27 protein-coding genes are annotated in these 26,347 nt (G+C 50.6%); 13 read left to right on the plus strand and 14 right to left on the minus strand.

All coding sequences use genetic code 11. The features are described 5' to 3' along the window. Nucleotides 1-26: 26 nt before the first annotated feature. A complete protein-coding gene (gene dksA / locus ACJJIR_RS03770) occupies nucleotides 27-464 on the minus strand; it encodes an RNA polymerase-binding protein DksA (RefSeq protein ID WP_108734345.1) in 438 nt (145 codons plus the stop codon). A 258-nt stretch (nucleotides 465-722) separates the two neighbouring features. Between dksA and sfsA the strand changes: the two genes are divergently transcribed. Then, on the plus strand, nucleotides 723-1,424 hold the full coding sequence (gene sfsA, locus ACJJIR_RS03775; RefSeq protein WP_444907389.1) for a DNA/RNA nuclease SfsA: 702 nt from the start codon (nucleotides 723-725) through the stop codon (nucleotides 1,422-1,424). A gap of 18 nt (nucleotides 1,425-1,442) precedes the next feature. Here sfsA and ACJJIR_RS03780 read toward each other — a convergent pair whose 3' ends face one another. The 6 genes from ACJJIR_RS03780 to ACJJIR_RS03805 all read right to left on the minus strand — a co-directional run bounded on the left by ACJJIR_RS03780 (nucleotide 1,443) and on the right by ACJJIR_RS03805 (nucleotide 5,525). Next, nucleotides 1,443-1,787 (minus strand): Rieske (2Fe-2S) protein, encoded by a 345-nt coding sequence (locus ACJJIR_RS03780; RefSeq protein ID WP_108734344.1) that lies wholly within the window; start codon nucleotides 1,785-1,787, stop codon nucleotides 1,443-1,445. A gap of 48 nt (nucleotides 1,788-1,835) precedes the next feature. Continuing rightward, the gene (locus ACJJIR_RS03785; RefSeq protein WP_444907390.1) at nucleotides 1,836-2,891 is read right to left on the minus strand and encodes a S1C family serine protease; all 1,056 of its coding nucleotides are present in this window, start codon (nucleotides 2,889-2,891) and stop codon (nucleotides 1,836-1,838) included. Nucleotides 2,892-3,176: 285 nt separating this feature from the next. Next, nucleotides 3,177-3,566, minus strand: a complete 390-nt coding sequence (locus tag ACJJIR_RS03790) for a hypothetical protein (protein ID WP_444907391.1) — start codon at nucleotides 3,564-3,566, stop codon at nucleotides 3,177-3,179. 144 nt (nucleotides 3,567-3,710) lie between these two features. Beyond that, complete coding sequence (locus ACJJIR_RS03795; protein WP_444907392.1) at nucleotides 3,711-4,073, minus strand: hypothetical protein; 363 nt, start codon at nucleotides 4,071-4,073, stop codon at nucleotides 3,711-3,713. A 108-nt stretch (nucleotides 4,074-4,181) separates the two neighbouring features. Continuing rightward, complete coding sequence (gene htpX / locus ACJJIR_RS03800; RefSeq protein WP_282931439.1) at nucleotides 4,182-5,066, minus strand: protease HtpX; 885 nt, start codon at nucleotides 5,064-5,066, stop codon at nucleotides 4,182-4,184. Nucleotides 5,067-5,240: 174 nt separating this feature from the next. Then, nucleotides 5,241-5,525 carry a TfoX/Sxy family protein gene (locus tag ACJJIR_RS03805; RefSeq protein ID WP_108735343.1) on the minus strand — a complete coding sequence of 95 codons (285 nt, stop codon included), beginning with the start codon at nucleotides 5,523-5,525 and terminating at the stop codon, nucleotides 5,241-5,243. Nucleotides 5,526-5,771: 246 nt separating this feature from the next. Between ACJJIR_RS03805 and ACJJIR_RS03810 the strand changes: the two genes are divergently transcribed. The 3 genes from ACJJIR_RS03810 to ACJJIR_RS03820 all read left to right on the plus strand — a co-directional run bounded on the left by ACJJIR_RS03810 (nucleotide 5,772) and on the right by ACJJIR_RS03820 (nucleotide 7,949). Further along, complete coding sequence (locus ACJJIR_RS03810) at nucleotides 5,772-6,491, plus strand: M15 family metallopeptidase (protein ID WP_444907393.1); 720 nt, start codon at nucleotides 5,772-5,774, stop codon at nucleotides 6,489-6,491. Nucleotides 6,492-6,647: 156 nt separating this feature from the next. Continuing rightward, nucleotides 6,648-7,454, plus strand: coding sequence for a serine O-acetyltransferase (gene cysE / locus ACJJIR_RS03815; RefSeq protein WP_282931441.1), 807 nt, complete (start codon nucleotides 6,648-6,650; stop codon nucleotides 7,452-7,454). Between the two features lie 18 nt (nucleotides 7,455-7,472). After that, nucleotides 7,473-7,949: a hypothetical protein gene (locus ACJJIR_RS03820; RefSeq protein WP_444907394.1), complete on the plus strand. Its 477-nt coding sequence runs from the start codon at nucleotides 7,473-7,475 to the stop codon at nucleotides 7,947-7,949. Nucleotides 7,950-8,032: 83 nt separating this feature from the next. Here ACJJIR_RS03820 and ppa read toward each other — a convergent pair whose 3' ends face one another. Next, on the minus strand, nucleotides 8,033-8,569 hold the full coding sequence (gene ppa / locus ACJJIR_RS03825) for an inorganic diphosphatase (RefSeq protein ID WP_282931443.1): 537 nt from the start codon (nucleotides 8,567-8,569) through the stop codon (nucleotides 8,033-8,035). A 162-nt stretch (nucleotides 8,570-8,731) separates the two neighbouring features. Between ppa and ACJJIR_RS03830 the strand changes: the two genes are divergently transcribed. The 5 genes from ACJJIR_RS03830 to ACJJIR_RS03850 all read left to right on the plus strand — a co-directional run bounded on the left by ACJJIR_RS03830 (nucleotide 8,732) and on the right by ACJJIR_RS03850 (nucleotide 14,545). Next, nucleotides 8,732-10,105 (plus strand): glutamine synthetase family protein, encoded by a 1,374-nt coding sequence (locus ACJJIR_RS03830; protein ID WP_444907395.1) that lies wholly within the window; start codon nucleotides 8,732-8,734, stop codon nucleotides 10,103-10,105. Between the two features lie 18 nt (nucleotides 10,106-10,123). Further along, nucleotides 10,124-11,530 (plus strand): aldehyde dehydrogenase family protein, encoded by a 1,407-nt coding sequence (locus ACJJIR_RS03835; RefSeq protein WP_444907396.1) that lies wholly within the window; start codon nucleotides 10,124-10,126, stop codon nucleotides 11,528-11,530. Between the two features lie 105 nt (nucleotides 11,531-11,635). Then, nucleotides 11,636-12,820, plus strand: coding sequence for an iron-containing alcohol dehydrogenase (locus ACJJIR_RS03840; RefSeq protein WP_444907397.1), 1,185 nt, complete (start codon nucleotides 11,636-11,638; stop codon nucleotides 12,818-12,820). A 62-nt stretch (nucleotides 12,821-12,882) separates the two neighbouring features. After that, the gene (gene msrA / locus ACJJIR_RS03845) at nucleotides 12,883-13,476 is read left to right on the plus strand and encodes a peptide-methionine (S)-S-oxide reductase MsrA (RefSeq protein WP_282931447.1); all 594 of its coding nucleotides are present in this window, start codon (nucleotides 12,883-12,885) and stop codon (nucleotides 13,474-13,476) included. A gap of 25 nt (nucleotides 13,477-13,501) precedes the next feature. Beyond that, nucleotides 13,502-14,545 (plus strand): alpha/beta fold hydrolase, encoded by a 1,044-nt coding sequence (locus ACJJIR_RS03850; RefSeq protein WP_444907398.1) that lies wholly within the window; start codon nucleotides 13,502-13,504, stop codon nucleotides 14,543-14,545. Nucleotides 14,546-14,723: 178 nt separating this feature from the next. On the opposite strand, the gene ACJJIR_RS03855 is transcribed toward ACJJIR_RS03850, so the two are convergent. From ACJJIR_RS03855 to pdxR, 3 genes are all read right to left on the minus strand, one after another. Then, on the minus strand, nucleotides 14,724-15,650 hold the full coding sequence (locus tag ACJJIR_RS03855; protein ID WP_444907399.1) for an ADP-ribosylglycohydrolase family protein: 927 nt from the start codon (nucleotides 15,648-15,650) through the stop codon (nucleotides 14,724-14,726). Between the two features lie 207 nt (nucleotides 15,651-15,857). Next, nucleotides 15,858-16,667, minus strand: a complete 810-nt coding sequence (locus ACJJIR_RS03860) for a right-handed parallel beta-helix repeat-containing protein (RefSeq protein WP_444907400.1) — start codon at nucleotides 16,665-16,667, stop codon at nucleotides 15,858-15,860. A 260-nt stretch (nucleotides 16,668-16,927) separates the two neighbouring features. After that, entirely contained in the window at nucleotides 16,928-18,382 is a 1,455-nt protein-coding gene (gene pdxR, locus ACJJIR_RS03865) for a MocR-like pyridoxine biosynthesis transcription factor PdxR (RefSeq protein ID WP_444907401.1), read from the minus strand. A gap of 103 nt (nucleotides 18,383-18,485) precedes the next feature. Here pdxR and ACJJIR_RS03870 point away from each other — a divergent pair, with 103 nt between their 5' ends. Beyond that, nucleotides 18,486-19,085, plus strand: coding sequence for a pyridoxamine 5'-phosphate oxidase family protein (locus tag ACJJIR_RS03870; RefSeq protein WP_444907402.1), 600 nt, complete (start codon nucleotides 18,486-18,488; stop codon nucleotides 19,083-19,085). Between the two features lie 28 nt (nucleotides 19,086-19,113). Here ACJJIR_RS03870 and ACJJIR_RS03875 read toward each other — a convergent pair whose 3' ends face one another. Beyond that, nucleotides 19,114-20,088, minus strand: a complete 975-nt coding sequence (locus ACJJIR_RS03875) for a S41 family peptidase (RefSeq protein ID WP_444907403.1) — start codon at nucleotides 20,086-20,088, stop codon at nucleotides 19,114-19,116. Nucleotides 20,089-20,090: 2 nt separating this feature from the next. Then, nucleotides 20,091-20,561 (minus strand): MarR family winged helix-turn-helix transcriptional regulator, encoded by a 471-nt coding sequence (locus ACJJIR_RS03880; protein ID WP_444907404.1) that lies wholly within the window; start codon nucleotides 20,559-20,561, stop codon nucleotides 20,091-20,093. A 264-nt stretch (nucleotides 20,562-20,825) separates the two neighbouring features. On the opposite strand from ACJJIR_RS03880, the gene ACJJIR_RS03885 reads away from it, so the two are divergent. The 3 genes from ACJJIR_RS03885 to ACJJIR_RS03895 all read left to right on the plus strand — a co-directional run bounded on the left by ACJJIR_RS03885 (nucleotide 20,826) and on the right by ACJJIR_RS03895 (nucleotide 24,896). Further along, the gene (locus ACJJIR_RS03885) at nucleotides 20,826-23,678 is read left to right on the plus strand and encodes an ExeM/NucH family extracellular endonuclease (RefSeq protein WP_444907405.1); all 2,853 of its coding nucleotides are present in this window, start codon (nucleotides 20,826-20,828) and stop codon (nucleotides 23,676-23,678) included. Between the two features lie 456 nt (nucleotides 23,679-24,134). Then, a complete protein-coding gene (locus ACJJIR_RS03890; RefSeq protein ID WP_444907406.1) occupies nucleotides 24,135-24,503 on the plus strand; it encodes a hypothetical protein in 369 nt (122 codons plus the stop codon). Between the two features lie 30 nt (nucleotides 24,504-24,533). After that, complete coding sequence (locus tag ACJJIR_RS03895; protein WP_413663152.1) at nucleotides 24,534-24,896, plus strand: VOC family protein; 363 nt, start codon at nucleotides 24,534-24,536, stop codon at nucleotides 24,894-24,896. A gap of 66 nt (nucleotides 24,897-24,962) precedes the next feature. Here the strand turns inward: ACJJIR_RS03895 and ACJJIR_RS03900 are convergent, their stop codons facing one another. Continuing rightward, nucleotides 24,963-26,225: a 6-phosphofructokinase gene (locus tag ACJJIR_RS03900; protein ID WP_282931458.1), complete on the minus strand. Its 1,263-nt coding sequence runs from the start codon at nucleotides 26,223-26,225 to the stop codon at nucleotides 24,963-24,965. Between the last annotated feature and the right edge of the window lie 122 nt (nucleotides 26,226-26,347).

Below are 26,347 nucleotides of genomic sequence, written 5' to 3' on the forward strand. Positions count from 1 at the left end.
AACGCCGTGCCGCTATCGGTTGTGGATCAGCCGGAGATCTGCCGTTCCTTGATTTCCGCGAGGGTTTTGCAGTCCACGCACAGAGTGGCGGTTGGACGGGCTTCCAGGCGGCGAATGCCGATATCAACACCACAGGCTTCGCAGAAACCGTAGTCATCCTGGTCGATAAGCTCCAGGGTGGCATCGATCTTCTTGATCAGCTTGCGCTCGCGATCGCGGGTGCGCAATTCCAGGCTAAATTCTTCTTCCTGGCTGGCGCGGTCTGCGGGATCGGGGAAGTTTGCGGCCTCGTCTTTCATGTGGGAAACGGTGCGGTCCACTTCCGCCATCAGCTCGGCCTTCCAGGCCAACAGCAAGTTGCGGAAATGCTCCTGCTGCTTCTCATTCATGTACTCTTCGCCCTGCGTCTCCTTGTAGGGCTCAAAGCCGTGCAGAGATTCGGTGCTCGCAGCAGTTTTGGGCATAGTCGTTGCCTCTCTTTCTATACGGGCCCCCCTTTATGGGGGCGATACCACCAAATTCAATCTAGCCTAGACCGGAATCTTTCTAAGTGATGCTTTTTTCACCTATCAAATTCGCTGCGGTGTCAGGCTAATCCTGTTCTCGGTACCGATACCCCTGGCGACCGAGAGCGAGGAAGCTATCAAATCTGCGCGATTCGCGCCACAAATAGTTGTCTGCTATTTTGTGGCGCCTGAAATTACAGCCAAGTGGTCCAGCCCGTGAAATTTACCCCTCAGTTGCAAAAGGCAACACTTTTGCGCCGATACAAGCGCTTTCTCGCCGATGTGGAATCTGCCAGTGGCGAAGTGTTTACCATCCACTGCCCAAATACGGGGTCTATGAAGAATTGTTGGGTGGAGGGGGGAGACTGCTGGTACTCCGATTCTGGCAACCCCAAGCGCAAGTATCGCCACACTCTGGAAATCTGTACGACCCCGGATGGAGCCCTGGCGGGGGTGAACACAGGCCGCGCCAATGCTCTGGTTGAAGAGGCCATTCTGTCTGGCGTAGTCAGCGAGTTACAGGGCTATGAATCCCTGCGCAGGGAAGTGCGCTACGGCGAGGAAAACAGCCGTATCGATCTGTTGTTGTCCGGCGCTGATGGGGACTGCTACGTGGAAGTGAAAAATGTGACCCTGGCAGATGGGGCACGGGGTTACTTCCCCGATGCGGTAAGTACCCGGGGCGCCAAGCACCTGCGCGAACTGCAAAAGCTGGCTGAGAGCGGAGTGCGGGCGGTACTTTTTTACTGCGTTCAACACAGCGGTATCGAGACGGTGCAGGCGGCGCGGGAAATTGATCCCGCTTATGCTGAGGCCCTGGATTCCGCTGTCGATGCTGGTGTGCAAGTGCTCGCATACCGTGCGAAGCTCGGTGCTGAAGGCGTTGAGCTGGTGGAGGCCCTGCCTTTTCACCCGTAAGGGAAAGGCAGGGAGCTGTCAGTCAGCCAGTAATGCGTAGAGACCGTCCTGTGCATATTCCACCGGTACTGGGGTCAGGGCATCACCAGTACAGGGCCCGGCGATACACTCCCCAGATTCAATCAGGAATAGCGCGCCGTGGGAGGCGCACTGAATAAGTGCGCCATCGGGATCGAGGAATTGGTCTTCCTGCCAGTCCAGATTGATGCCCCGGTGAGGGCAGGTGTTTTTGTAGGCGTAGACCTCGCCATCTTTCATCACAGCAAACACATTGTCAGTGCCGGCGGCAGTGTCTCCGAGGGAGAACCCTTTGGATTGACCCTCGCTTAATTCGTCATAGCGACACAGGAAGTACTTCTGCATAGATTATCGGCTCCCGGCCTAATTCTTGTTCAGGGCGCAAGCGCCTGCTTATTCGGGTGCCGCGAGTCTAATGGACGTGTAGCGAATTGTCCCGTCACGCAGTATGCCGATAGTGATTTCGTCACCGGCACTGTGCTTTTCCAGGGCATTGAGCAGATCGTCGTAGCTGCGAATCGGCTGTTGTTCTATTTCTACAATCACATCGCCCAATTCCCAACCTCCACCCCGGGTGCGGTGGATACCGCGCAAGCCAGCTTTCTCTGCGGGAAGCCCGGGAGCGGTACGCAATACAGCGACCCCTTCAAAGCCGTAGCGGCTACTCCACTGGTCCGGGGCGGATTCGATACCAATAATCGGGCGCACCAGGCGGCCGTGATTGATCAGTTCCGGCACAATTTTTTTGACCGTATCCACTGGAATCGCAAAGCCAATACCGACACTGGCGCCACTGGGGCTGTAAATTGCGGTGTTGACCCCGATTAAACGCGCTTGGGAATCCAGCAATGGGCCGCCGGAGTTACCTGGATTAATAGCCGCATCTGTTTGGATAACATTGCGAATGGTGCGGTTGTTGGCGGCTTCAATTTCCCGCCCCAGGGCGCTGACCACACCGGTGGTGAGAGTGGTATCCAGGCCGAACGGGTTGCCGATAGCCAGTACTTTACGGCCTACCGCGAGATTGCTGGAGGTGCCCACAACCAGCGGTTTTAGCAACTCCCTGGGAGCGTTAATTTTCAGAACTGCCAGATCTTTTTCCGGCGCAGATCCCACCAGTTCGGCCGGCCACTCGCTGCGATCCTGCAAAGTAATAGTGATTTGCCGCGCACCCTCAATGACGTGGAAGTTGGTGACAATATGGCCCTGAGTGTCCCAGATAAATCCGCTGCCGGCGCCTTTGGGCACTGAGTGGAGGCGCAGGGTCCTGCGATCCCGTACCAGGGTTTCATTGGTGACATAGACCACTGACGGACTGGCAAAATTGAACACCTGCATGGTGTTGCGTTCGTCGTCGGTGGCAAAGGATTCCGCCTGCGCAGATATTGCTGGCGTAAGCAGCAAAAAGACTGAGATTAAGCTGGCGCGTAGAGTTTTAAGTAGAGTCATTAATACAATCCTCCCTTTGAACTACCGGATTGGAAGAGACGTCTGTAACTGTCGTCTTCCTTTTTGTTTGTTGCTGTTTTAAAAGTGTATCTTGTTTGCAATCGTTATGCGGTATTGGCTGTTTATTGGGGGCTGCTGGCGAAATTTAAAGCTGGGGGCTATGGATCGGAACTCACTTTGGCTGAGTGTCGCCGACTGCTGCTGGAGCAATGAAATTTCTGCGGTGGGATTAATGATGACATATGCGCTAGTTTTGTCGAACAGTACAAAACCTGTTTCGGCCTGTCAGGTTGCCTCGCCATGGGCCTGGAGATTAAAAAACAGCACCAGGTTCCGGGCTGTTGTTACCTTGCCGTAATAGGGATTGCTTTGATAGTCCTCAAGGGTTCGCCCGGTTCTTTGTGCGATCTCCTTACTTAAGTCCAGATCGAGATCATCTCCATCCAGTTTTAGGGTGTTAAAGAAATCATCTGATGCTTGAATTGGGACCAATTGTTTGGTGGGAAGTGCCGCTTGTAGTTGTTCATACACCGTTCGAATAATCCATGTGTCTACAGTTTTGCGGTCAAACTCCCGGGCAAATTCACAAATGGATAATCCTTTGCGGTTGTCACATAGTCGTTGGAAATGCCTGTCAATTTTGGGCTGCTCAATAGTGCCCCAAGTTATTGCCAATAATGCTAAACCGGCTAAAGATAAAAAGAATATTGGTTGGTAAATGAGAAGAGCGAACGCTGCTGCTAGAAAAAAAACAGCGCAGTTTTGCTTGCCTTTTCTGTTTTGTATTTAGGCATAAACCTTGATGCTTTTCTCATATTTTTATTGTTGCTCCAGTTTTGGTAGTTGTAGCTTCTGTTGCATTTGAGCAAAGGTTTTTTCTGTGTAGGGGCCAAAAACAAACTCGGAAGAATCTGCGAATTTGTGGTCTTGAAGTCGATCTATGTAATAGTAAGCACAGGCACCCTCAGGGCAAGCGTAGACTGAGACGAACATCTCGTTTGCACTGATATGATGTGGCTTATCGATACGGCGGATGTAGGCATCGTCACCCAAATTAAAACCAAGGGCTTTTTCGCCATCTATCCAATAAATCTCGTAAGGGCCGTCACTCCATGAAGGAGAACACCCAATTAAAAATATGGCGACGAGTAGTGGGCTGTACTTCAGGACACTTCTTTGCATAAATGCTTTTACTTTGCATCTGCCCACATAGAAAGTGACTACGTTTAAGTGGCAGCTCTGTGAGAATTTGAACCTACAGCTTTGATCACTTATCTATCCAATTAGATACTAATTACGGAAATTTTGCAGGGCGAGGATACGATCATCCAGTGGTGGGTGCGTAGCCATAAGTGCTCCCATACTGCCGAATATACCGAAGGCTTTCATATTGCCGGGCAGGGGTTCCTCGTGGCCGCGATCGGACTCCACCTTGAGCCGTTGCAGCGCGGCAATCATGGATTGGGGGCTGGCCAGTGTGGCGCCGGCATGGTCGGCCCGATATTCACGGCGGCGACTGAACCAGGCGACAATCATCATGGCGAAGAAGCCGAATATGATGTCCATAACAATGGATGTGACAAAATAGCCGATGCCCAATCCCTCTTCGTTGCGCAAGATAACCCGGTCTACGAAGAACCCAACCAAGCGGGCAAGGAACATCACAAAGGTATTTACCACGCCCTGGATCAGTGCCAGCGTCACCATATCGCCATTGGCCACGTGACCAATTTCATGGCCAATAACGGCGCGGGCTTCCTCTCGGCTGAAGCGCTGCAACAGACCGGCACTGACAGAGACCAGGGCGCTGTTGCGATTCCAGCCGGTGGCGAAGGCATTCGCCTGGGGCATTGGAAATATCCCCACATCTGGCATACCGATGCCCGCCTTGCGGGAGAGTTCCCGTACGGTTTCTACCAGCCACTGTTCATCGGCGCTGCGGGGCTGCTCGATAATTTGTGTGCGGGTACTGACCCGTGCGATGGTCTTCGATAAGAGCAGGGAAATAAAAGATCCGCCAAAACCAAAAATCGCGCACATCAGCAACAAGGCGCCGAGGTTGAGATCGACACCGTTTGCCTGAAGAATTCCCCCAATTCCAAAAATATTGAAAATAATGCCAACCAATACAAGGACAGCAAGGTTGGTCAGCAGGAATAGCCCAATGCGCAACATCGGATCTCTCCTTTGAGTGAGTGTCTTTACGGAATTATTCCGCGGCTCCACCGGTAAGTTTAGATAGGGTTGGCGCAACTTGCCTTACTGTAGATCGGCACAGCTTGGCCTGCTGTGCCGAGTCCGTCGAGTGCGCGTGTCTGCGACTCTTTCCGTGGTGCTTGAGGGGAATTACTAGTCAGAGTTTTGGGTGGCAAGGAGGCGGTCGACCTCGCTGGTGAGGTGTTGTTTCAGCTCCGGCTCCAGGTCGTTCCAGTGCACATCCATCAGCGCGCCCTGAAGAGCGTAGAGCATTACTTTGGAGGCGTTAATCCCCCGATTGCGAATGCTGATAAAGGCCTCGACAGGCCCAACCCTGCGCAGGTCATCGTGGGAGCGAATGCCAATAGAGTGGAGAATATTGACCGAGGCCAGGCCCAGGTTTTTTAGTTTTAATAGTTCTGATTGACTCGGGTGCATTCGGTTTTCCCTACCAGTTTGAGCGTCCGTTGTCGCAGCCAACCCCTCGACTGCGGCTTTGAACTTAACATAAATTAACAGGTGGCTAACAAACATTACCGCCAGATTATTGTGCGGCGCGCCTGCTTTTGGTGCCCCTGCTTTGGTGCCATAGTTAAGGGCGATTGTCTGCGCTCTGTTAAAGTAGGCATAGCCTGTTGAATAATTTAGCCTGCCCTTTGGAGTTCGCCTAATAATGAGATGCAAATGTTATCGACACCGCTGAAGCGTATGTTATTTGGACTCGGCGATGAGCATGTCATTGTCGACCCAGCTTCTGACCAGCTTTTACATCCCGAAGCACTGATCGCCTTCCAGCGCTTGAGTCGGGATGCCCGTGAAGAGGGGTTTGCCCCTAAAATCGTTTCCGGTTTTCGCGCCTTTGATCGACAACTGTTGATTTGGAATGCCAAAGCGCAGGGTCACCGCCCGGTTCTCGATAGTCACGGTACTCCCCTGGATATTGAACAGTTAAGCGAGCGGGAGCTGATCTTCGCTATCCTGCGCTGGTCCGCATTGCCGGGAGCATCCCGTCACCACTGGGGTACCGATTTCGATATTATCGATGCGGCGGCAGTCCCCGCTGACTATGCAGTCCAGCTAACCCCCCAGGAGGTGGCGGACGACGGAGTTTTTGGCGCCTTCCACCGCTGGCTGGATAACCAAATCAGCACGGGTAATAGTTATGGGCTGTTCCGGCCCTATGCAGAGGATCGCGGCGGAGTCGCACCGGAACGCTGGCACCTGAGCTATGCCCCCAGGGCCCGAGAGCTTCAGGAACTTCTCAGCGTGGAGCGCCTGTCCGAGTTGCTGCAGGAGTCAGAACTATCCCTGGGCACTGCGGTTTGCGAGCACCTTCAGGACATCTATACGCGCTATATCTGGGTTCCGGATCACTGCTACCCCCCATTTAATGGGCAACTATAGCGGCCTGTTGAGATAGGTTGGTTACAGTTTATTACCACCTCAATGGGGGGTGGCAAGAAAGCTACTTTGCGATGGAGGCTTCCTCTTGAAAGGGGCTAGTGATCCTGCCAAGCTGCGCCGCAGAGAATGCCCTGGGGAATATAAGGGAGATGAATTATGGGTGAGGAAGCGGCCGTTCAAGGGCAGCGGGATATCTGGCAGGCGATGCGGGCTGAAGCCTCAGAGGCGGCTGCTGGCGAACCTATCCTGGCAAGTTATTTCCACAATACCATTTTGCGCCACAAGTCTCTGGGTGATGCTATGGCGGATCACCTGGCTTCGGTGTTGGAGCACAATGCCCTCACGGCAACCGCACTTCAGGAAGTGATTGCCACGGCTCTGGCTAATGATCCGAGTATTTCCCACTGTATGAGCGAGGATATTTGCGCTTGGTATGACCGGGACCCGGCTTGCGACCAGTACCTGACGCCTTTCCTGTATTTTAAGGGTTTTCACGCCCTGCAATCCCACCGGATAGCGCACTGGTTGTGGAATCAAGGCCGCCATACCTTGGCGCTCTATTTCCAGAGCCAGGTATCGGAACAGTTCTCGGTGGATATCCACCCAGCAGCGCGATTTGGCTGCGGGATTATGATCGATCACGCCACTGGATTAGTGGTGGGGGAGACCTGTGTGGTTGAGGACAATGTCTCGATTCTCCACTCGGTGACATTGGGCGGCAGTGGCAGCGGCAGCGGCGATCGCCATCCGAAAATTGGCCCCGGAGTGATGATTGGCGCCGGTGCTAAAGTACTGGGTCCGGTTAAGGTGGGAGAGGACGTCAAAATTGCCGCCGGTAGCCTGGTCTTGCACGATGTGCCCGCTCATACAACCGTCGCCGGTGTTCCCGCCCGCCAGGTAGGAGGGCGTGTTGAAGGGGCCCCGGCTTATACCATGGACCAGACTCTGGATTCGGAAGAGTAACTCAGGGAAATATTATTGATGTCGCAATCCACCTACAGCTTGGTTTTTCGCGGTGATTTGGTGGCGGGTTTTACCGCTGGTGATGTAAAAGCCAGTATGGTGCGCCTGTTTAAAAGTAATCCCCAGGCGATAGAGAAACTATTCAGTGGGCGCCCGCTGGTACTGAAGAAAGGGTTATCTCTGCCCCAGGCACAGCAGTTTCGTGCAAACCTGGCCAAAATAGGCGCACAGGTCAGTATTAAGGATGAGAGCAGCGGAGCAGCTGTTGCCGAGCAAACCAAGCCGAAGGCGGAAACTGCGGCTAGCCCGCAATGGACCTTGGCACCCATGGAGGGAAACCTCGTAAAGGAGCACGAACGCAAGTCGGTGGAACCGGTCAGCGTTGAGGTAGAGCATCTCAGTTTGCGTGCAGCGGAAGGCCAGCTTCTGGATGAGAGTGAGCGCAAGGGGGAGGAGCCGTCTCCTGTCCCTGTTCCCAATTGGGAAGTTAACTGACAGGGTCTCTCCTAACAGGCAATAAAAAAACCGGCACTAGGCCGGTTTTTTTATTGCTCAGAGTCTTCTGAAAGAAGTGAGGCTTAGCCTTCTTCTTTCAGGTAGCGCTCGCGGGAAGCCATAACTTCTTTGCGTGCAGCTTCGGCGTCAGCCCAGCCTTCTACTTTAACCCACTTGCCCGCTTCCAGGGCTTTGTAGTTTTCGAAGTAGTGCTCGATCTGCTTGATCAGCAGCTCGGGCAGGTCGCTGATTTCTTCAACGTGATCGTACAGCTTGGTCAGCTTGGTGTGCGGTACGGCCAGCAGTTTGGCATCAACACCGGATTCGTCGGTCATGTTCAGAACGCCAACAACACGAGAGCGGATTACAGAACCAACCATTACCGGGTAAGGCGCGACAACCAGCACGTCCAGGGGGTCACCGTCTTCAGACAGAGTCTGGGGCACATAGCCGTAGTTTGCTGGGTAGAACATGGGAGTGGCAACGAAACGATCCACAAATACTGCGTCAGAGTCCTTGTCCACTTCGTATTTGATCGGGTCGTGGTTGGCAGGGATCTCGATGATTACGTTGATATCGTTGGGCAGTTCTTTACCTGCCGGGATCTTTTCGAAGCTCATTGCTGGTCCTGAATGAATAGATAACTGAAAATCTGGAGCGCGGATTATATATGCTGAGGGGCTCGGCTGAAAGTCACGCCTGCGCCGGGTTTATGGCGTCGAAGCTCGTCTGGCGGGTCTATCCTGTAACTCGGAGATAACAACAACGGGGCAGGACCAGTCATGGTAAAGGCACGGGAGGTAAAAACCGCTCAGGAGGCCCGCGCAATTGTCGAAGAACGAGGCCTCAGTCATGTCAAAGTGGGCTTATTCGATACCGATGGTGTAATGCGCGGCAAATATATGAGCCGCGCCAAATTCCTCTCATCCCTGGAAAAGGGCTTCTCGTTTTGTGATGTGGTCCTGGGCTGGGATGTTAAGGATCAGCTCTACGACAACACTCGTTATACCGGTTGGCATACCGGATATCCAGACGCCCCGGTACGTATACTCCCCGATAGCTGCCGTGATGTGCCTTTTGAAGGCGATATGTTGTTGTTTCTCGCGGAGTTTGATGGTCGAGCCCAGGCGCTGTGCCCCCGCGCAGTTCTGCGCAGGGTGATTGAACGCTGTCGCTCATTGGGATTTGATCCCTGTGCCGCCCTGGAGTACGAATTTTTCCTGTTTGACGAAACGCCCGATTCAGTGCGGAACAAGGGTTTCCGCAATTTAAAGCCTTTTACTCCCGATGTGTTTGGCTATTCCATACTGCGAAATTCTGTCCACGGAGAGCTGTATCGGGAAATCCTGGAGCTGAGCGAGCGCATGGATTTCCCCTTGGAGGGATTACACACAGAAACTGGCCCGGGAGTTTTAGAGGCGGCTATTGCAGTGGATGGTGCTGAGGCCGCTGGAGACAAAGCTGCCCTGTTTAAAACCTTTATAAAAGTGCTGGCACAGCGGATGGGTTTGATGGCTACTTTTATGTCCCGCTGGTCCAGTGAGTACCCGGGGCAAAGCGGGCATATTCATTTGTCACTGCGCAATAGTGGCAGCGGTGATTCCGCCTTTCTCGATTCGAGCCAGCCAGATGGTATCAGCCAGATAATGCGTCAGTTCATAGCTGGGCAGCAAAGGCTGATGCCGCAATTCCTTGCCCTGATGGCACCGACCGTTAACAGTTATCGCCGCCTGGTACCAGGTTTTTGGGCGCCGACGGGAGCCAATTGGGGGGTGGAAAACCGCACAACGGCACTGCGTGCTATCCCCGGCGGCGACACTTCCCAGCGCGTCGAATACCGCTTGGGGGCCGCCGATGCCAACCCCTATTTAGCACTGGCAGCAGCTTTGGGCTCGGGTCTTTACGGTGTTATGCAGCAGTGGCAGCCCAGTGAGCCTGTTGCCGGTAATGCTTACTCGCTGGAGTTGGAAAACGAACAAGTGCTGCCGGGCACACTGTGGGAATCCACGCAGCAATTTAAGGCGTCAGAAGCAGCACAGGAATTATTTGGCAGCGACTTTGTTGAACACTTTTCTGCCAGTCGCGAGTGGGAGGAGCGGGAATATCGCCGCCATGTGAGTGACTGGGAGTTGGAGCGGTACTTCGAAATTATTTAATTGGGAGTATCGACGCCGATGAAGACTACAAAAATCATGCACCATCTTCAGTGTATTTCTCCTATTGATAACAGTGTTTATGTAGAGCGCGCTCTGGCGGGAGAGGTGGAAATCCGTGTAGTGCTGGATAGGGCCAGTAAAGCACAAAAAGCATGGAGGCGAACTCCCCTCAATGAGCGCATCGCTATTATCGAGCGGGCTGTGGAAATATTTGCCGTTAAGAAAGAGCGTTTGGGGCGGGAGCTGTGTTGGATGATGGGGCGCCCAATCCGTTATGCAGGAGGGGAAATTAGCGGGTTTATGGATCGTGCGCAGACCATGGCACAGCTTGCTACTGAAGCCCTCGCTGACATTCAGTTACCTGAGAAGCCGGGTTTTACCCGGTTTATCCGCCGCGAGCCCTTAGGGGTCTCCCTGGTAATTGCCCCGTGGAATTACCCTTACCTGACGGCGGTTAATGCAGTGGTACCGGCACTGCTATCGGGCAATGCAGTTATTTTAAAACACTCGGCACAGACACCGCTTTGTGCTGAGCGAATGGTGGAGATTTTTCGCGAGGCGGGACTGCCCTACGGTGTTTTTCAGTTTCTTCATTTAAATCATGCTTATACCCAGCGATTAGCTTGTGCGGGGGAAATCCAGCATGTTGCCTTCACCGGCTCGGTTGGCGCTGGCGCGAATCTAGAACGCACAGTTGCCGGTCGATTTATTCAAGTGGGACTTGAACTGGGGGGAAAAGATCCAGCCTATGTTCGCGCCGACGCCGATATTAGCCAAGCTGTGGCAGCGGTAGTCGACGGCGCCTATTTTAATTCCGGGCAGTCCTGTTGCGGTATTGAGCGGGCCTATGTGCATGAAGATATTTTTTCTGAGTTTATTTCCCAAACGGTCGACTTACTGCGTGACTATCGACTGGGGCGCCCGGATCAAGTGGAGACCACTTTGGGGCCTTTGGTGCGTGCGGAAGCTGCAGACCGGGTTCGTGCGCAGGTGGATGAAGCGATAGCGGAGGGCGCGAAGGTCCACTTGGATGTGAGTGAATTCCCAATGGACAAGCGGGGTACCCAATATATGGCACCGCAACTGTTAACCCGGGTGCGACACCACATGCGAGTGATGCGCGAGGAGACTTTTGGGCCGGTGCTGGGGGTGCAGAAAGTGCACGATGATGGCGAAGCTCTAGAATTTATGAATAACAGCCCATTTGGTCTTACTGCGGCTATTTTTACCCGCGATGAAGATGTTGCAATGGAGATGGGAGGGTATTTAGAGGCCGGCACTGTTTTTTTAAATCGTTGTGATTACCTGGATCCGGAATTGGCCTGGACGGGTGTCAAGCAATCTGGTCGTGGATGTACGCTTTCTAAAATTGGATTTGAGAATTTAACCCGCCCCAAGTCATTTCATTTTAAACATGATGGTTAGCGGGAACGATTGCCGGATGCAGAAAGTGAAATTGTCTGCCTGTTTTCCGAAAGGTCACAGCCTATTTTGAATATGCAAAAGTGACAGAACGTCAGAGAGGAAATTGTGGATAAATACCATGTCAATTGGAATTATCCCACGACCGTTTGGGTTGGCCCCGGTCGCATTACTGAATTGGCTGAAGCTTGCCTGGAGCTGAATATTCACAAGCCTCTGTTAGTTACTGATCCTACAGTCGCCGCATTGCCACTGGTCGATAGTGCGATTAACCCATGCCAACAGGTGGGTCTGGAAGTTAGCGTTTTTTCCAAAATCAAAGGTAATCCCAATGAGATAAATATCGCCGATGGGGTGGCCAGGCTGCGTGAACAGAAGTGCGATGGGGTCATTGCCTTGGGCGGGGGCTCGGCCCTGGATGCGGGCAAAGCCATTGCCCTTATGGCGGGACAGCAGCACAGTATTTGGGATTTTGAGGATATTGGCGACAACTACAGGCGTGTGGACCCAGAGGGTATTTTACCGCTGATTGCCATTCCCACGACGGCTGGCACAGGTTCTGAAGTTGGCCGGGTTGCGGTAATTACCGATGAGAAAGCACAGGTTAAGAGGCTGATTTTCCATCCGCGCATGATGCCGGACATTGTTATTCTCGATGCTCAATTGACAATGGGGTTGCCCCCAGACCTCACCGCAGCGACGGGAATGGATGCGCTGTCACACAATCTCGAGTCTTTTTACTCCCCTCAATACCATCCTATGGCCGAGGGAATCGCCCTGGAGGGGATGCGCCTGATCAAGGAGTATTTGCCTCGAGCTTATGCTATAGGCGCAGAACTCGAGGCGCGTCAGCAAATGTTGGTAGCTTCCTGTATGGGGGCTACAGCTTTCCAGCGGGGCTTGGGCGCTATCCACGCCCTGGCACATCCATTGGGGGCCCTGTATGACAAGCACCATGGTTTGTTAAATGCGATATTGATGCCCTACGTTCTGATCGCCAACCGTCCAGCCATCCAGGTGCCTATGGGGCATCTGGCACTTTATCTACAACTGGCCGGTAATGAGATGTTTGATAGCGGATTTGACGCGGTACTCAACTGGTTGCTCGGATTGCGCAAACAGCTGGGGGTTCCCCACAGCCTGTCGGAGATTGGAATTGATGACACTGATGCCGACAGAGTTGGGAAAATGGCATCGGTGGAGCCTTCCGCTAGTACTAACCCGATGCGTTTTAACGGGATAGAGTATCGGGATATTTTCTTGCGCGCCTGTGAAGGTACCGTCACCCTGTAATAAATTCCTGCGAATAGACGACAGAAGAGAATGTGTTCCATCGACAATCGGTAAAGGACTGAATGATGCGCAGTATTATTGCTCTCTTGTTCCTCTCATTGGCCAGTATTTCCCTGGCTCAGGATTCATCGAATATTCGCACGGCTATTTTTGCAGGAGGGTGTTTCTGGTGCATGGAGCCGCCATTTGACAAGGTCGATGGCGTCCTGGAAACCACCTCAGGATACAGCGGTGGCCATGTCAAAAACCCGACCTATGAACAGGTATCTTCCGGTGGTACGGGGCATGCGGAAGTTGTTCAGGTAAAGTACGATGCGAATAAAGTCAGCTATTCCGACTTACTGAATATTTTTTGGCACAACGTTGACCCTTTTGATTCCGGTGGTCAATTTTGCGATCGCGGTGACCAGTACCGAGCCGAGATTTTTTACGGCAGTCAAGAAGAAAAGGTGTTAGCAGAGGAGAGCAAGAAAAAGGTAGAAGCGGAGTTGGGTAAAAAGGTGGTGACACAAATAAAACCCGCTGCAACCTTTTATCCCGCAGAGGCCTACCATCAGGACTATTACCAACGTAATCCTCTGCGTTACAAGTATTATCGCTACCGCTGTGGGCGTGATAAGCGCTTAGAGGAGGTCTGGGGGAAAGCGCCAAGTTAACGGATTGCCTCTCCGCAGGGTGAATATGGCACCGAGTCCCACTTTGTTTGACGGGGAAGTCCTGGAAACAATCAATGATTTTCCAGTGCTTTACCGTTATATTCCGGCGGTTAGTACCAATCCGCTAATGGTATTTATTCCAGGCACAGCACATCTAGCGCGTATTTTCTACGGCTATCCTGGTGGTCGCTCAGATGATTTTATAAGTCACTGGGTCAATCGAGCGGGTTTTCCCTTCCTTGCTATTTCTTACCCTATGGAAAATGCGGTTTTTTGCAGTACTCACCCGGAGTTTACAATTCAAGATTGGGGAGATCAGGCTGCAGAAATTATTGCCAAGATTTTGTCTGAATATAACCTTCCAAATTCGGTAGTGGTGTGCGGCTGGAGTATGGGAGGGAAAATCTCTGGGGCTCTAGCGAGGGCGGCGAAAGCCTTGAATTTTTCGATTGAATGCTTTGTGGCTATGGCCGCAGAACCCGCGTTGCCGGGCTTTCTTCCCGAAGCTAATACCAAGGCCATCGAAATGACAGTTGATGGGATGGCCAGTCGAAAGGGCATATATCCTGCCTTTTTGGCCGCGCTTGATGAGCAGAACACCTTAAACCAACACACAATTATCCCCAAAGATATCTATCTGGAGGCGTTCCTTGGAGCAATTCCCATCGCGCTTATTGGCACTGGATTAATGTATGATGGGCAAGGGTTTAAGGAAGATCTTTCCAGGGCATTGAAAACGGCAAACACCTTTGACTTCTTGGACTATCCAATTCCCGTTGTTATTCAGAGTGATTCAATGGGGGATTTGGAAAATGTGCTGTGCAATATTGATGATTGGGCATTTATTCGCAATCGAGTTCTTGCCAGTAAACTTTTAGGGGGTGCATCTCCAGAGCAGATTCCAAGGGAAAGGTGGGAGCTAGTACAGCTTATAATCCGCTCGTCTTCCGCTTATTTTTCACAGACCGTTACAGGTAACCATTTCTTCTTTGTTGGCGCTATTGGGGCGCGCACTACTGTTAAAAGTATCGAAAAGCTTTTGGCCAGGGTGAGAAGTATCCAGTCCTAATAAAGCACTTTTTAATAGCCTCATGGTGCTCTGGTTAAGTTGTCAGAGATTTTTAAATTAACATTTTGGTTATTTTACGATCCGCTCTACTTGTTTAAGGCTTACTACTGGGGTGGAAGAAAAGAATCACCATAGGGTCCAAGCACGGTGTATTCTTCCCTTCTCCCTTTTTAGTAGGCTATGCGGGTTGTAAGGCTTGTTCATGCTGATATTGGGTGAAATAGAGTTTCTCAGAAAGCTCGGTAATAAAATCGATGTTTTCGACCTTGTCGGCCATACTTTCCATTCGGTCTTCTCCATTTAATGCCCCCCAGATGCTAGCAGCCATGGCACCCAAGGTATCTGTGTCACCACCTAGAGAAAAAATATTAGCTAATACAGACGTTAAAGGAGAGTTTCGATACTTAAGTCCAAAGTAAATGGCGGTGATACAGGACTCTGGCGCGGTAATGCCATTACCCAGCCATTGCTTGATTTGCTGCGGATGTGGGATCTTCTGGTTAAACAGTAGAGTCGCACACTTTTCCAGTTTGCAGCGATATATTTCGGACTTACAGCTTACTTCCAGTTTGTTCAAAATCTCTCTGTTTGAGCGATCTTGCAGGGATTCACAGATGGCGATAGCGATCAAGTATGCTCCCTCGACAGCAACTGGATGGGCGTGGGTGATTTCAGACACCGATTGTACATATTGCTTGAGGCGGTAGTCATTTTGGGGATGGCAGAGGGCAATAATAGGTGCCCTCATGGCGGCCCCATTGCCGATAGAACCGTGCTTAAATTTTTTTCGGTTTAAATCTTGCCAGCGTTTACCATCCCTGACGCCTTTGAGTAGTTTCGCTGCACTGGGACCATACCCTCTGCTCCAGCGATAACTTTGGGAAAATTTTTTGGCTATGTGGTCCTGATCAAGGTAATTATGTTCAAGAAAGGAGGTCGCAATATCAATAGACATTTGCGTGTCATCGGTGTAGCGCTTTTTGCCCTGTTCGGTTTTCCCAATAATTTTCCAGAGTTGTCTTTCTAGAACACCACCCTCGTATGGGGCGCCAAATGAATCGCCGATGGCCATTCCTTTAAAGCAACCTCTGTATTTACTGAGCATTATCATTTTTTAATTTCTATACCTTATTCTCAGGGGAAGTCGCTACTAGCTATAAGGACCACTATTAATTGCTGTTATAAGTAATAATTTTATTCTAGAAAAACATCTATTGGTAGTTAATGGCTCGCGAGTGGAAGGGTTTTGTTTTAGGTGAGAGCGAGCCGATATTTAAAACTAATCGGCTCGCCACTAAAGTCGCTATATCATTTAATTAATACAGGCATCGTTAGCACTGCCAAAAGTGTTTCTAATCCATACATTGCCAGTGCAAGCAGGGTGGTTGTGGTCAGCAAGATCTGCACCGGTATTATTTTCTGCTTTATTACCTATAATTAGATATCCAACTTGACCCAGTCCCAACATCATAATGCCGTTAACGCCGTTATTATCTGATAGATTATTGGCAACAATGCCGCCATCTCCACTATCAATTACAATCCCACTCGACATATTGAGAATCGTTTCATTGAATCTGATGAGAGTATTGTCACCAACGATTTTTATTCCTTGGAGACCGTTACTTGATGCATAAGAGTATCTCACACGATTACCGTCACCCATAACGCGTATGCCCATACCCCCATTGCCGCTAGCATCGGAGGCTTCCACGGTATTACCTGAACTCCAAAGTGCGATTCCTGCAATAGAGTTTGATGAAGCAGTGATATCAAAGATTTGATGGCTGCCATCGCCTTCGGCAGATACGCCATTGTTACAGTTTGTGATAGTGCTTCCACCAACAGTATCCTCAAGGACTCTATCACTGTCTTTCAATTGAATGCCAATTCCGCTGCCATCGCAACTGAGATGGTAACCCGCCATATCGAGTGATCCGCCAGCATCTATCACGAGTGCGGGATGGCTTGCGCAGCCAAGAATATCACCGGTGAGTACTTCTGCTGTTGTAATGGTATCTCCACAGCTGACAGCTGAAGCGGCGGCGGAGAGCGATAGTGCTGCAATACCGGATACAGCGAGCAATGATGCTTTTATAGAATTCATATTTCTATTTTTCATATCAAATTTCCCTAATTATCTGAGTAATTAAAAAAGAGAGTGAACACCCAAAGCCATGGAGATTGTGACCTAGGTTTGGGAAAGAGCCATAGGAAATTTTTCCTAATTTATTGGGTTTTATTTGATATTTTGGTGATAATAGACTGTTTTTATTCTATTAAAATATTTACTTTTTTATTTTAGGTGGAGGTGCTTAATGCTGGTGCGAAAAATGAAGAAACCTGCATTATAAAAATAAGCGTTGTTTGGGTGTGTAATGGCTACTTTTTAAGATTTTTTGCGAAAATCTTTACGCAATCTGCCCTCTGTTCGAATGTTGTATTGGCAAACCCGAGCACCAATCCTGGATCTTCAGTTTTATTGGAATAGAAGAGCGATAGTGGTGTGCTGCCAAATCCGTATTCGCGTAGTTTTTTTGAAAGGGTGATGTCGTCGTGTCCCGGCGTAGATATTACCAAGTGCATACCGGCGCTACTGGCAATTAGTCCGGCTGGAGGTGGTATTTCTTCTCGAATAAGCTGACAGAAATGTTCCCATTTCTTCATATAGTTAGCACGCATTTTGCGAAGATGTCGCACAAAATGCCCCTCATCGAGAAAGTCTGCCACGACAGCTTGTGTGACTAAGGGGGAGTGGCCAGATAACATTTCTTTTGCTTGGGTAAAGGCCTCTACGGTGGAACTAGGCACCACTAAATAGCCTAATCGTAGGCTGGGTAGTAAGGTCTTACTAAAGCCCCCCATGTAGAGCACAGGTGTATTTTCTCCCATGCCCTGAAGTGCTGCGATGGGTTTGTGTTGGAATGAAAATTCACTGTCGTAATCATCTTCAATTATCCAGCAGCTCGCCTGTGTCGCCCAATCCAGCAGTTTGATTCGTTCACCAGCAGGCATAACACCACCCATTGGGTACTGATGTGTTGGCGTGGTAAAAAGTAACTTGGCTTCGGTTGCACTACTGACCAGCTTATCCACATCCAAGTGCTTATCTTTCAGGTTCGCTGGTACGAGCTTTGCTCCAACAGATTGGAAAGCTGCTCGAGCACGGCGATATCCCGGATTTTCTATATAAACCTTGTCTCCCTGGTTAATCGCGACTAGTGCACATAAATTCAGGGCCTCCTGAGTCCCATTGGTAATAATAATTTGTTCAGCGTTACAGCGAACTCCCCGGGAGTTGCGCAAGTATTCCGTAAGTGCCATACGCAAAGGTAAATAACCTTGGCTTTGCCCGTAACCTGCGAGAGCTAACCTGGATTGGTGACGGCGGTATAATTTGTTCCAAATAGTGAATGGAAATGTGTTTAGATCCGGTAGGCCGGGGGTGAAGGGAAGAGATTGATCTTCACTTTTCTTACCCCAAGATAAAGTCTGTGCAAAATCACCATAGTGAGAAAGTGATGGTAAGTACCTATTCCTCTGTGCTTGCCAACCTTGCCTGTGTGTTTTCTTTGTGTAGGCCGGCAATTCGGGAGATACAAATACGCCTTTCCCTGGATGGCTGGTAAGGAAGCCCTCCGCTTTCAGCTGGTCCAGAACTAATGTCACTGTATTACGGCTGATAGAGAGGGATTCTGCCAATCGGCGCGAGGAGGGGAGCTTGGTACCAGCAGCCAGCCGGCCGTTGCAGATCCAATCTACCAATTGTCGATACAACTGTTCCTGTAGTGGCTGGCCTGATTCGAGAGTTAGGTCTGTAAGCTCGGCGGCACTCAAAACTGGCACCATAAAATAGTTAAAACTGGCGCTTATCAGCGTACCAGCAAGATCCTACATTGGCGATATCTATTTCATACCAGAGTGAATTAAAGGAGGTTTTATGAATTTACATTCGCCAATCTCTGATGAATTGCCAACCTCAGCGAAAAGTCGTGTACGTCGTGCCCCCAAGCGTGCCAGTTATCGGCGAGAGGATGTTTATAAGCTTGTCGACGAGCTAAAAATGGGCCATGTCGGTTTTATTGAAGACGGCGAAGTCATCATTATTCCCTTAACCATTTGGCGCCTGGGAGAGTTTTTGTATTTTCACCTGGCTAACAAGAGTCGGCTACAAAAACTATTGGAGGCAGGAGAACAGGTCTGTATTTCATTTGCCCGTTATGATGAGTGGGTACTGGCCAAGTCAGCCTTTCATCACAGTGCTAATTATCGTTCTGCGGTATTGTTTTGCCGAGGTGAGAGGGTCAAAGAGCAGCGGGAATTTGATGCGGTTTTTAAAGCGATTATTGACGATATAGAACCGGGGCGCTGGGATCAGGTGCGCCTCCCCAGCCTACAGGAGCGCAAGGGAACAGCTTTGATGCGCCTGACCATAGAGGAGGGGGCTTTCAAAAGCCGAACTGGCGCGCCATCCGATAATAAAGAGGATTCGGCTCTGCCTGTGTGGAGCGGGGTCAAGCCTGTGTGCCCGTTTCGCTAGTGCTCAATTTAGCAAAGTAAAGGGAGCCTTATAGGGCCTCTGCCACTACTTTTAATGCGATTTGAATGATCTCCTGCTGGCTGGCTTCAATATCGGGGATAACACCCTGTCCTTCCCAGTTGGGGCGGCTGCCGGCAATCGTAGAAACCGGGCGTTTATCTGGGATACCGATTTCAAAGCCATAGGGGAGGGTTTGGGATGACTCCATCATATGTGCCCCACCGGCGCTGGCATTACCGACAATCGTGGCTCGGCCCAGCTGTTGTAGTGCGAAGGCGGTACTCTCAGATGCAGAGAAGGATCTCCCATCAATCAGAATGACCATTGGTCTGTCACTCCCATAGCTGGGCCAGGGTTGAGGTGAAATACGTTTCGGTATTTCTCTCCCCTTGCGGCTTTCAATAACAAAGGGAAAGGGAGAATGGGGATCAATAAATGACTGCAGAACAGCATTGGCGGTTTCTTCGTCTCCGCCGCCATTACTGCGTAAATCGAGTATTAGGCCCTCGCTGTGGCGAAGCAGGGTGAAAGCCGCAGCGAGGGTTTGGCGGGCATTTTTATAGGTGTGGAAAGAAGAGAGAGAAAGGTAGCCAATGTTACCGGGAAGAATCTCAATTTTCTTAACGCCGTAGTTATTGCTGGGCGCTTCAGCCTGCCACTGTTCAATCCAATTGTGGGCTTCTTTTTGGTTATCTATATGCTCTATATAGAAATGCTTATCACCGGAAAGGGTGCGAATTTCTTTGGTAAGTGCGCTGGCTAATTGTTGGTAGTCACTACAAAGATGATTAAAGTGTTTGGATTCTGCCAGGCTATTGAGTTGAGCGGATAGCGCCTGTCCTTTTTCCTCCAATATATAGTGCTTCTGAATAGCTACTGCAGCAGCTTTAATAACCGGGCCTGTCTCAAACTGGCAGGAACTCATTGCGCCGGAACTTGCCGCGAGAGACATGGAAAAAAAACTGATTAATACCGCTAAACTCATCTTGAGTTGGCGTTTCATATTTATGTAGCCTCTATTGATAGATTTTCTTGTATCCGCTCTAAATAAGGACGTTTCTCTAAAGCTTGAATTGCTTGATTGAGCAGCTCTGATAGTTCTGTCGGTAATTCGCTATTGAGGGACTGCTCAGCTTCCAGAGTTGCTATCCACTGCTGTTTTAACTTGGGTATCAACGCACTGCCTTTGCGGGTCAAGCGTATTTTGCGCTGGCGAGCATCCTCTCCAGAAGAGGTCTGTACCAGCCCTTGTTTAATCATGTCTTTTACAGTTTGACTCACTGCGGGCTGGGAAATATGGGTGCTCGCTACCACCTCACTAATGGTGATATCTCTCTTGTGGATAAGTGCACGCATTATCGGGGTGTAGCGGGGTTTGTAATTCTCCAGGCCACAGGCCCTATAGCTCTCTGCTACATCGCCATCCAGTAATTCCAGAAGGTGACGAAGCTGAGTCCCCAGTTGGCTGTATTTCATAAAAGCTGTTCCATAAGCACTTATATAAGTGACTATATAATTTTTGGCGAACTTTTCAAGCTTCTTTGCCGCTATTCATCACCCCGCACAAATTCTTTGGCGCTTTTTTTGCATTGTGTGGCGAGTTTGGCGGGTTTTGTGTGAAATGGATTTTTGAACAAAGAGCTGAAATTTAAATTTCATATTTCATTCATCGAACTTTAGGAATTAACCGCCAATCTTTGCGCCGCGTAATCTGTGTCAGGTACGAGTGAAGAGAACATTATGAAAGAGATTGGCTTGGCTGCCCTTGCAGCCTTGGGGTTACCATTTTGGGCTGAAGAGGTCCAAGCCAGCGACCTCATTATTTCTGAATATATCGAGGGCAGTAGCAATAATAAGGCCCTTGAAATTTACAATGGCACGGGTGCAGCGGTTGACCTCAGTAGCTACAGCATTGAACTTTACTTCAATGGCTCCTCTGCGGCGGCTTCAACCATCGCCCTAAGTGGCAGCTTGGCAGACGGCGATGTTTACGTATTCGCCCACGCCAGTGCTGATTCCTCAATCCTGTCAGTAGCCGATCAGATTTATACCAGCGGCCTGTTTAACGGGGATGATGCGGTTGCCCTGAGTGGCCCCAATGGATATGTGGATGTTATCGGCCAGATCGGTGTTGATCCCGGTAGCCAATGGGGCGATAGCAGTCTGGGTACCCAGAACCAAACCTTAACTCGCAACTGGAGTGTGAGTGAAGGTCGTGTTGATGGCAGCACGGATTTTGACCCTGCTGCGCAGTGGTCCAGCTTGGGCCAGGACGACTTTTCCAACCTCGGTTGGCACAGCGAAGACGGCACTGGTGGCGGAGATGACGGCGGTGATGACGATGTTGTTCTCGGCGATTGCGGAGATATATCTACGTTAATCAGCCAGGTTCAGGGTGATGAGTTTGAAAGCGCTCTGGAGAATGAGCGCCACGAAATTGAAGCGGTTGTTGTTGGTGATTTCCAAGATACCAGCACTGGCCTTTCCGGCTTCTTCCTGCAAGAGGAAGACAGTGACCAGGATGGCCAGATAAATACCTCTGAGGGGCTGTTTGTACACGACAAAGGCTTCGGTGTAGATGTGCAAGTCGGGGACTTGGTTCGCGTCGGTGGTGTGGTTACTGAATACTATGACTTTACCGAATTAGATGAGGTTGATGGCGTTACGGTTTGTGGTAGCGGCTTCAGTGTGACTGCCGAGGAAGTCACACTGCCGTTTAGTTCTGCCGAAGAGCAGGAGCAATACGAGGGGATGTTGGTTGAGTTCCCGCAAGCCCTGATGGTGAATGACCACTATAACCTGGGGCGCTATGGTGAAGTCACCCTGGCCAATGGCCGTCTCTATATTCCCACCCACAACAATGAGCCTGGGGTTGCAGCCGTAGCACAGGAAAGTGCAAACGATCTTAACAGGATTGTGCTGGACGATGGTTCCAGTGTGCAGAACCCGGAAGCTGTGCCTTATCCCGTCTCCGGCCTCAGTGCCAGTAATACCTTACGCAATGGCGATACGGTAGAGGGGTTGCGCGGAGTAATGGGGTATAGCTACAGCGCCTACCGAGTACATCCCGTGGAGGCGCCAGAATTTGTTGCTGCCAACCTGCGTGAAAGCGCTCCACAATTACCGGGTAAGGGCAGTTTAAAGATCGCCAGCTTTAATGTTCTGAATTATTTTAATGGCGATGGTTATGGCGGCGGTTTCCCTACCTCCCGTGGGGCTGATACTGAAGAAGAATTCCTGCGCCAGAGAAATAAAATTATCTCCGCTATTTTAGGCCTGGATGCCGATGTAGTTGGCTTAATGGAAATTGAGAACGATGGCTACGGTTCGGAAAGTGCTATTCAGGATTTAATTAATGGTCTTAACGCGGCTACTGGCAGTGAAAACTATCAATTTATTAATCCAGACCTGGCTCAACTGGGCACCGATGAAATTACTGTGGGGCTGATTTATCGCAGCGATCGGGTAATGCCTGTAGGCGCTGCTGCGACAACTGATAGCTATCCCTTTGATGACGGTAACCGCCAACCACTGCTACAAGCTTTTGCCGAACTATCAAGTGGTGAAGAGCTGGCCGTGGTGGTCAATCACTTTAAATCAAAGGGAAGTTGTCCTGGCGATGGCAGTTTGAACGATGATCTGGGTGATGGACAGGGCTGCTGGAACTCACTGCGCACCGAAGCCGCAGATGCCCTGGTTTCATGGATTGATTCTGACCCGACAGGTAGCGGCACCGACCGTGTTCTGGTGCTCGGTGACCTCAATAGCTATGCCCGCGAAAACCCAATTAGCACTCTAAAGGACGCTGGCTACGCTGATTTGTTGGAGTTTTTCGGTGAAGGAGAAGCCTACTCCTATGTCTACAGCGGTGAGTCCGGCTACTTGGATCACGCTCTCGCCAGTGAATCACTGGCTCCTCTGGTAACAGGTGCGGCCGATTGGCATATCAATGCCGATGAGCCTCGGGTGCTGGATTACAACATCGAGAATAAAACCGATGAGCAGGTGGAGAGTTTCTACTCGACTGAAGCATTCCGCGCTTCAGATCACGATCCGCTTGTGGTTGAACTGGATCTGGGGGCAGATAACCAGGAGCCGGTTGCTGGGTTTGAGTGGGGTGTTGAAGGCTTCGAAGTGAACTACTTCGACAGCAGCGTCGATACCGATGGCACTATCGTTAGCTGGGCCTGGGATTTTGGTGATGGCACTACCAGTAGTGAGCAAAACCCCAGTCATAGCTACGATGCAGCAGGTACCTACTCTGTAATTCTGCAGGTTGAAGACGATCGGGGAGCGATTTCCACAGTTGAGCAGCTTGTACAGGTTGATGAAGTTGTTGAGCTTCAGGCTGACTTTAAAGTGCACAGTTTCCTGCGCTGGGTGTGGGTTGAAGACCGCAGTAGTTACGATGGTGACGGTAGTTTGGGCTATGAGTGGGACTTTGGCGATGGCGCCAGCCGCTCCGGCCCCATGGCACTGCATCGCTATGCCACCGGTGGTAGTTATGAAATTACCCTGACTGTGAAAGACGATTTCGGTAATGAAGATAAAGCCTACCGTGAAATTGAGATTCGCAAGCCGTTTTGGCACTGAGATGGATATCAACAACAATAAATAATTAACTCCACATATTGAACGGTCGGATATTAAGGCAAGAGATATTCGGCCGTTTTCTTTCCTCCCCGCGTTAATTGCGTATTTTTCTTCTTTACCTTCGTGGGTATATGCCCGAGTGTTTCACTTCCTCGTTTTCATATTGGTAGCCCGGCAAGGCTCCATTGCGAGTCATTAAAATCTTTTTTATATGGACCATTGGAGGGGAAAGTGTTTGTGCGTGCCCGATCCCTGAATTGGAAAAAGACTTGAGCAAAGTGCCTAAGATGTCTTTCTGGAGTATTGAGGTATCATTGGGGACTATCGGAGACGTATCAAAATAGATAAATATTTAATGCAAGGAGTGTCGTTTTCAGTCAGCGTGTGTTTTATTGCTTCAGGTAAATCAGTTACTAGTGATCGGCGAAGCTATTAAACCACTGGGGGAGACATAGTTTGCAGGCATTTAAGACATTGGAAGGTTTAAGCCTGGAATGGACCGGCACACACTATTCAAAACAAGGTGATTTCCCCGACCTTTCTACCCACACGGTAACCTATGAAACCGCGACACATTGTTATGTTACGGCGTCGGGAGAGTTAGTTGGGGAGGCTTCATATACCTATGAAGCCATGGACGATAGGATGGCGGCGTTGATTTATCGGCCTGATATATATCAGGGGCGAAAAGGTGTGATCCTTTATGCGATGCTCGATTTTGTACAGATGATGGATCGCGCCATTATTCTCTATCAGGATCGGCCACTAGCGCTGGCAAATGGCAGTTTTCGGGTGGTGAATACCCCTGTGCGACCTACAGTCTGAAAATTGAAAAATAAGGAAAATGGTGAGCTTATGAGAGAGTGCGAGAAAATTAATTATATTGAGTTGCCCTCCAGGGATTTGGGTAAGACAAAAGCATTCTTTACCGAGGCTTTTAATTGGACTTTTACCGATTACGGTCCGGAGTACACCGCTTTTTCAAATGCTGGATTGGATGGTGGCTTTTTCAAGGCAGAGTTGCAGAGCACTACTGAAAATGGATCTGCATTAGTGGTGTTATACAGCCGCGACCTGGAGGGTACCCTGGAGAAGGTCACGCGATGCGGAGCCGAAATAGCCAAGCCAATTTTCCCGTTTCCCGGTGGCAGGCGCTTCCATTTTAGGGAACCTTGCGGCAATGAATTTGCGGTTTGGTCTGATGTGGAGTCTGCGTAGAGGCGTTTACAGAAAAAAGCCCCCGATTTTACTCGGAGGCTTTTGGGAGACTGGCAACCGTTTCTATTAAGCTTCGAAATCAGTACCCAGCTTCTTTTCCACCAGCTGCTTTTTCAGGGTGGCGTACTGGGGAATGCCATTTTTGTAGGGAGGGTAATCCTCGCCTTGAATTAATGGCAGCAGGTACTTGCGTCCCTCTTCAGTAATTCCAAAGCCATCTTCGCTGATATATTCGCGCGGCATAAATTTTTCTACGTTGGCGACTTCAGACAGTGGCGCCTCTGCGATGGACCAGCTGTACTCTTCACCTTCTGCGCGAATAATGGCTGGCATAATGGCATTTTTGCCTGCTACAGCCATTTCCACTGCGGCGCGACCTACGGCGTAGGCTTGCTCAACGTCGGTAGCAGAAGCGATATGGCGGGCGGCGCGCTGGAGGTAATCTGCCAGGGCCCAGTGGTACTTCAGGCCGAGTTCGCTTTTGACCATGTTGGCCAGGGTCGGTGCAACACCGCCCAACTGCTTGTGGCCAAAGGCGTCGGTGGTGCCGGCATCGGCGAGGAAGGTGCCGTCGCCGTACTGGGCGCCTTCGGAGGCGACGATAACGCAGTAGCCTTTCTCGTCTACGGTCTTTTGTACCTTGGCGAGGAACTTCTCTTTATCGAAAGCGATTTCCGGGAACAGGATAATGTGGGGTGCATCGCCTTCCTGTTCTTGGGCCAGAGCGCCGGCAGCGGCAATCCAGCCCGCGTGACGGCCCATCACCTCGAGAATAAATACCTTGGTGGAAGTAGCGCACATGGAGGCCACGTCCATGGCCGCTTCCTTGGTGGAAACGGCAACATATTTGGCAACGGAGCCAAAGCCCGGGCAGTTGTCGGTCAGGGGCAGGTCGTTATCCACAGTTTTGGGAATATGGATGGCCTGGATTGGATAACCCATGGTCTCGGACAGTTGGGATACTTTCAGGCAGGTGTCTGCGGAGTCTCCACCACCGTTGTAAAAGAAGTAGCCAATATTGTGCGCTTTGAAGACTTCGATCAGGCGCTCGTATTCTGCGCGGTTCTCTTCCAGGCTCTTCAGTTTATAGCGGCAGGAACCAAAGGCACCGGAAGGGGTGTGGCGCAGTGCAGCAATATCCTCTGCGCTCTCTTGGCTCACGTCGATCAGCTCCTCGCGCAGCGCGCCGAGAATACCGTTTAGCCCTGCGTAGACATTGCCAATCTGGTCCGGGTTTTCACGCGCAGCTTCAATTACGCCGCAGGCGGATGCGTTGATCACGGCGGTAACGCCACCGGACTGCGCATAAAAGGCGTTCTTTTTCGACATGGTTATCCTGTGCTTATAGAGATATAGAGAAGTATCCCGATCCGGTAGTCCGCCTCGCATCTAGTTTTAAACATTTGTGCCAGTGGGGATAACCGGGAGCTCGTATCGGGTGTCGACCCTTT

It is taken from the genome of Microbulbifer maximicatervae (SeqCode) (assembly GCF_052467385.1).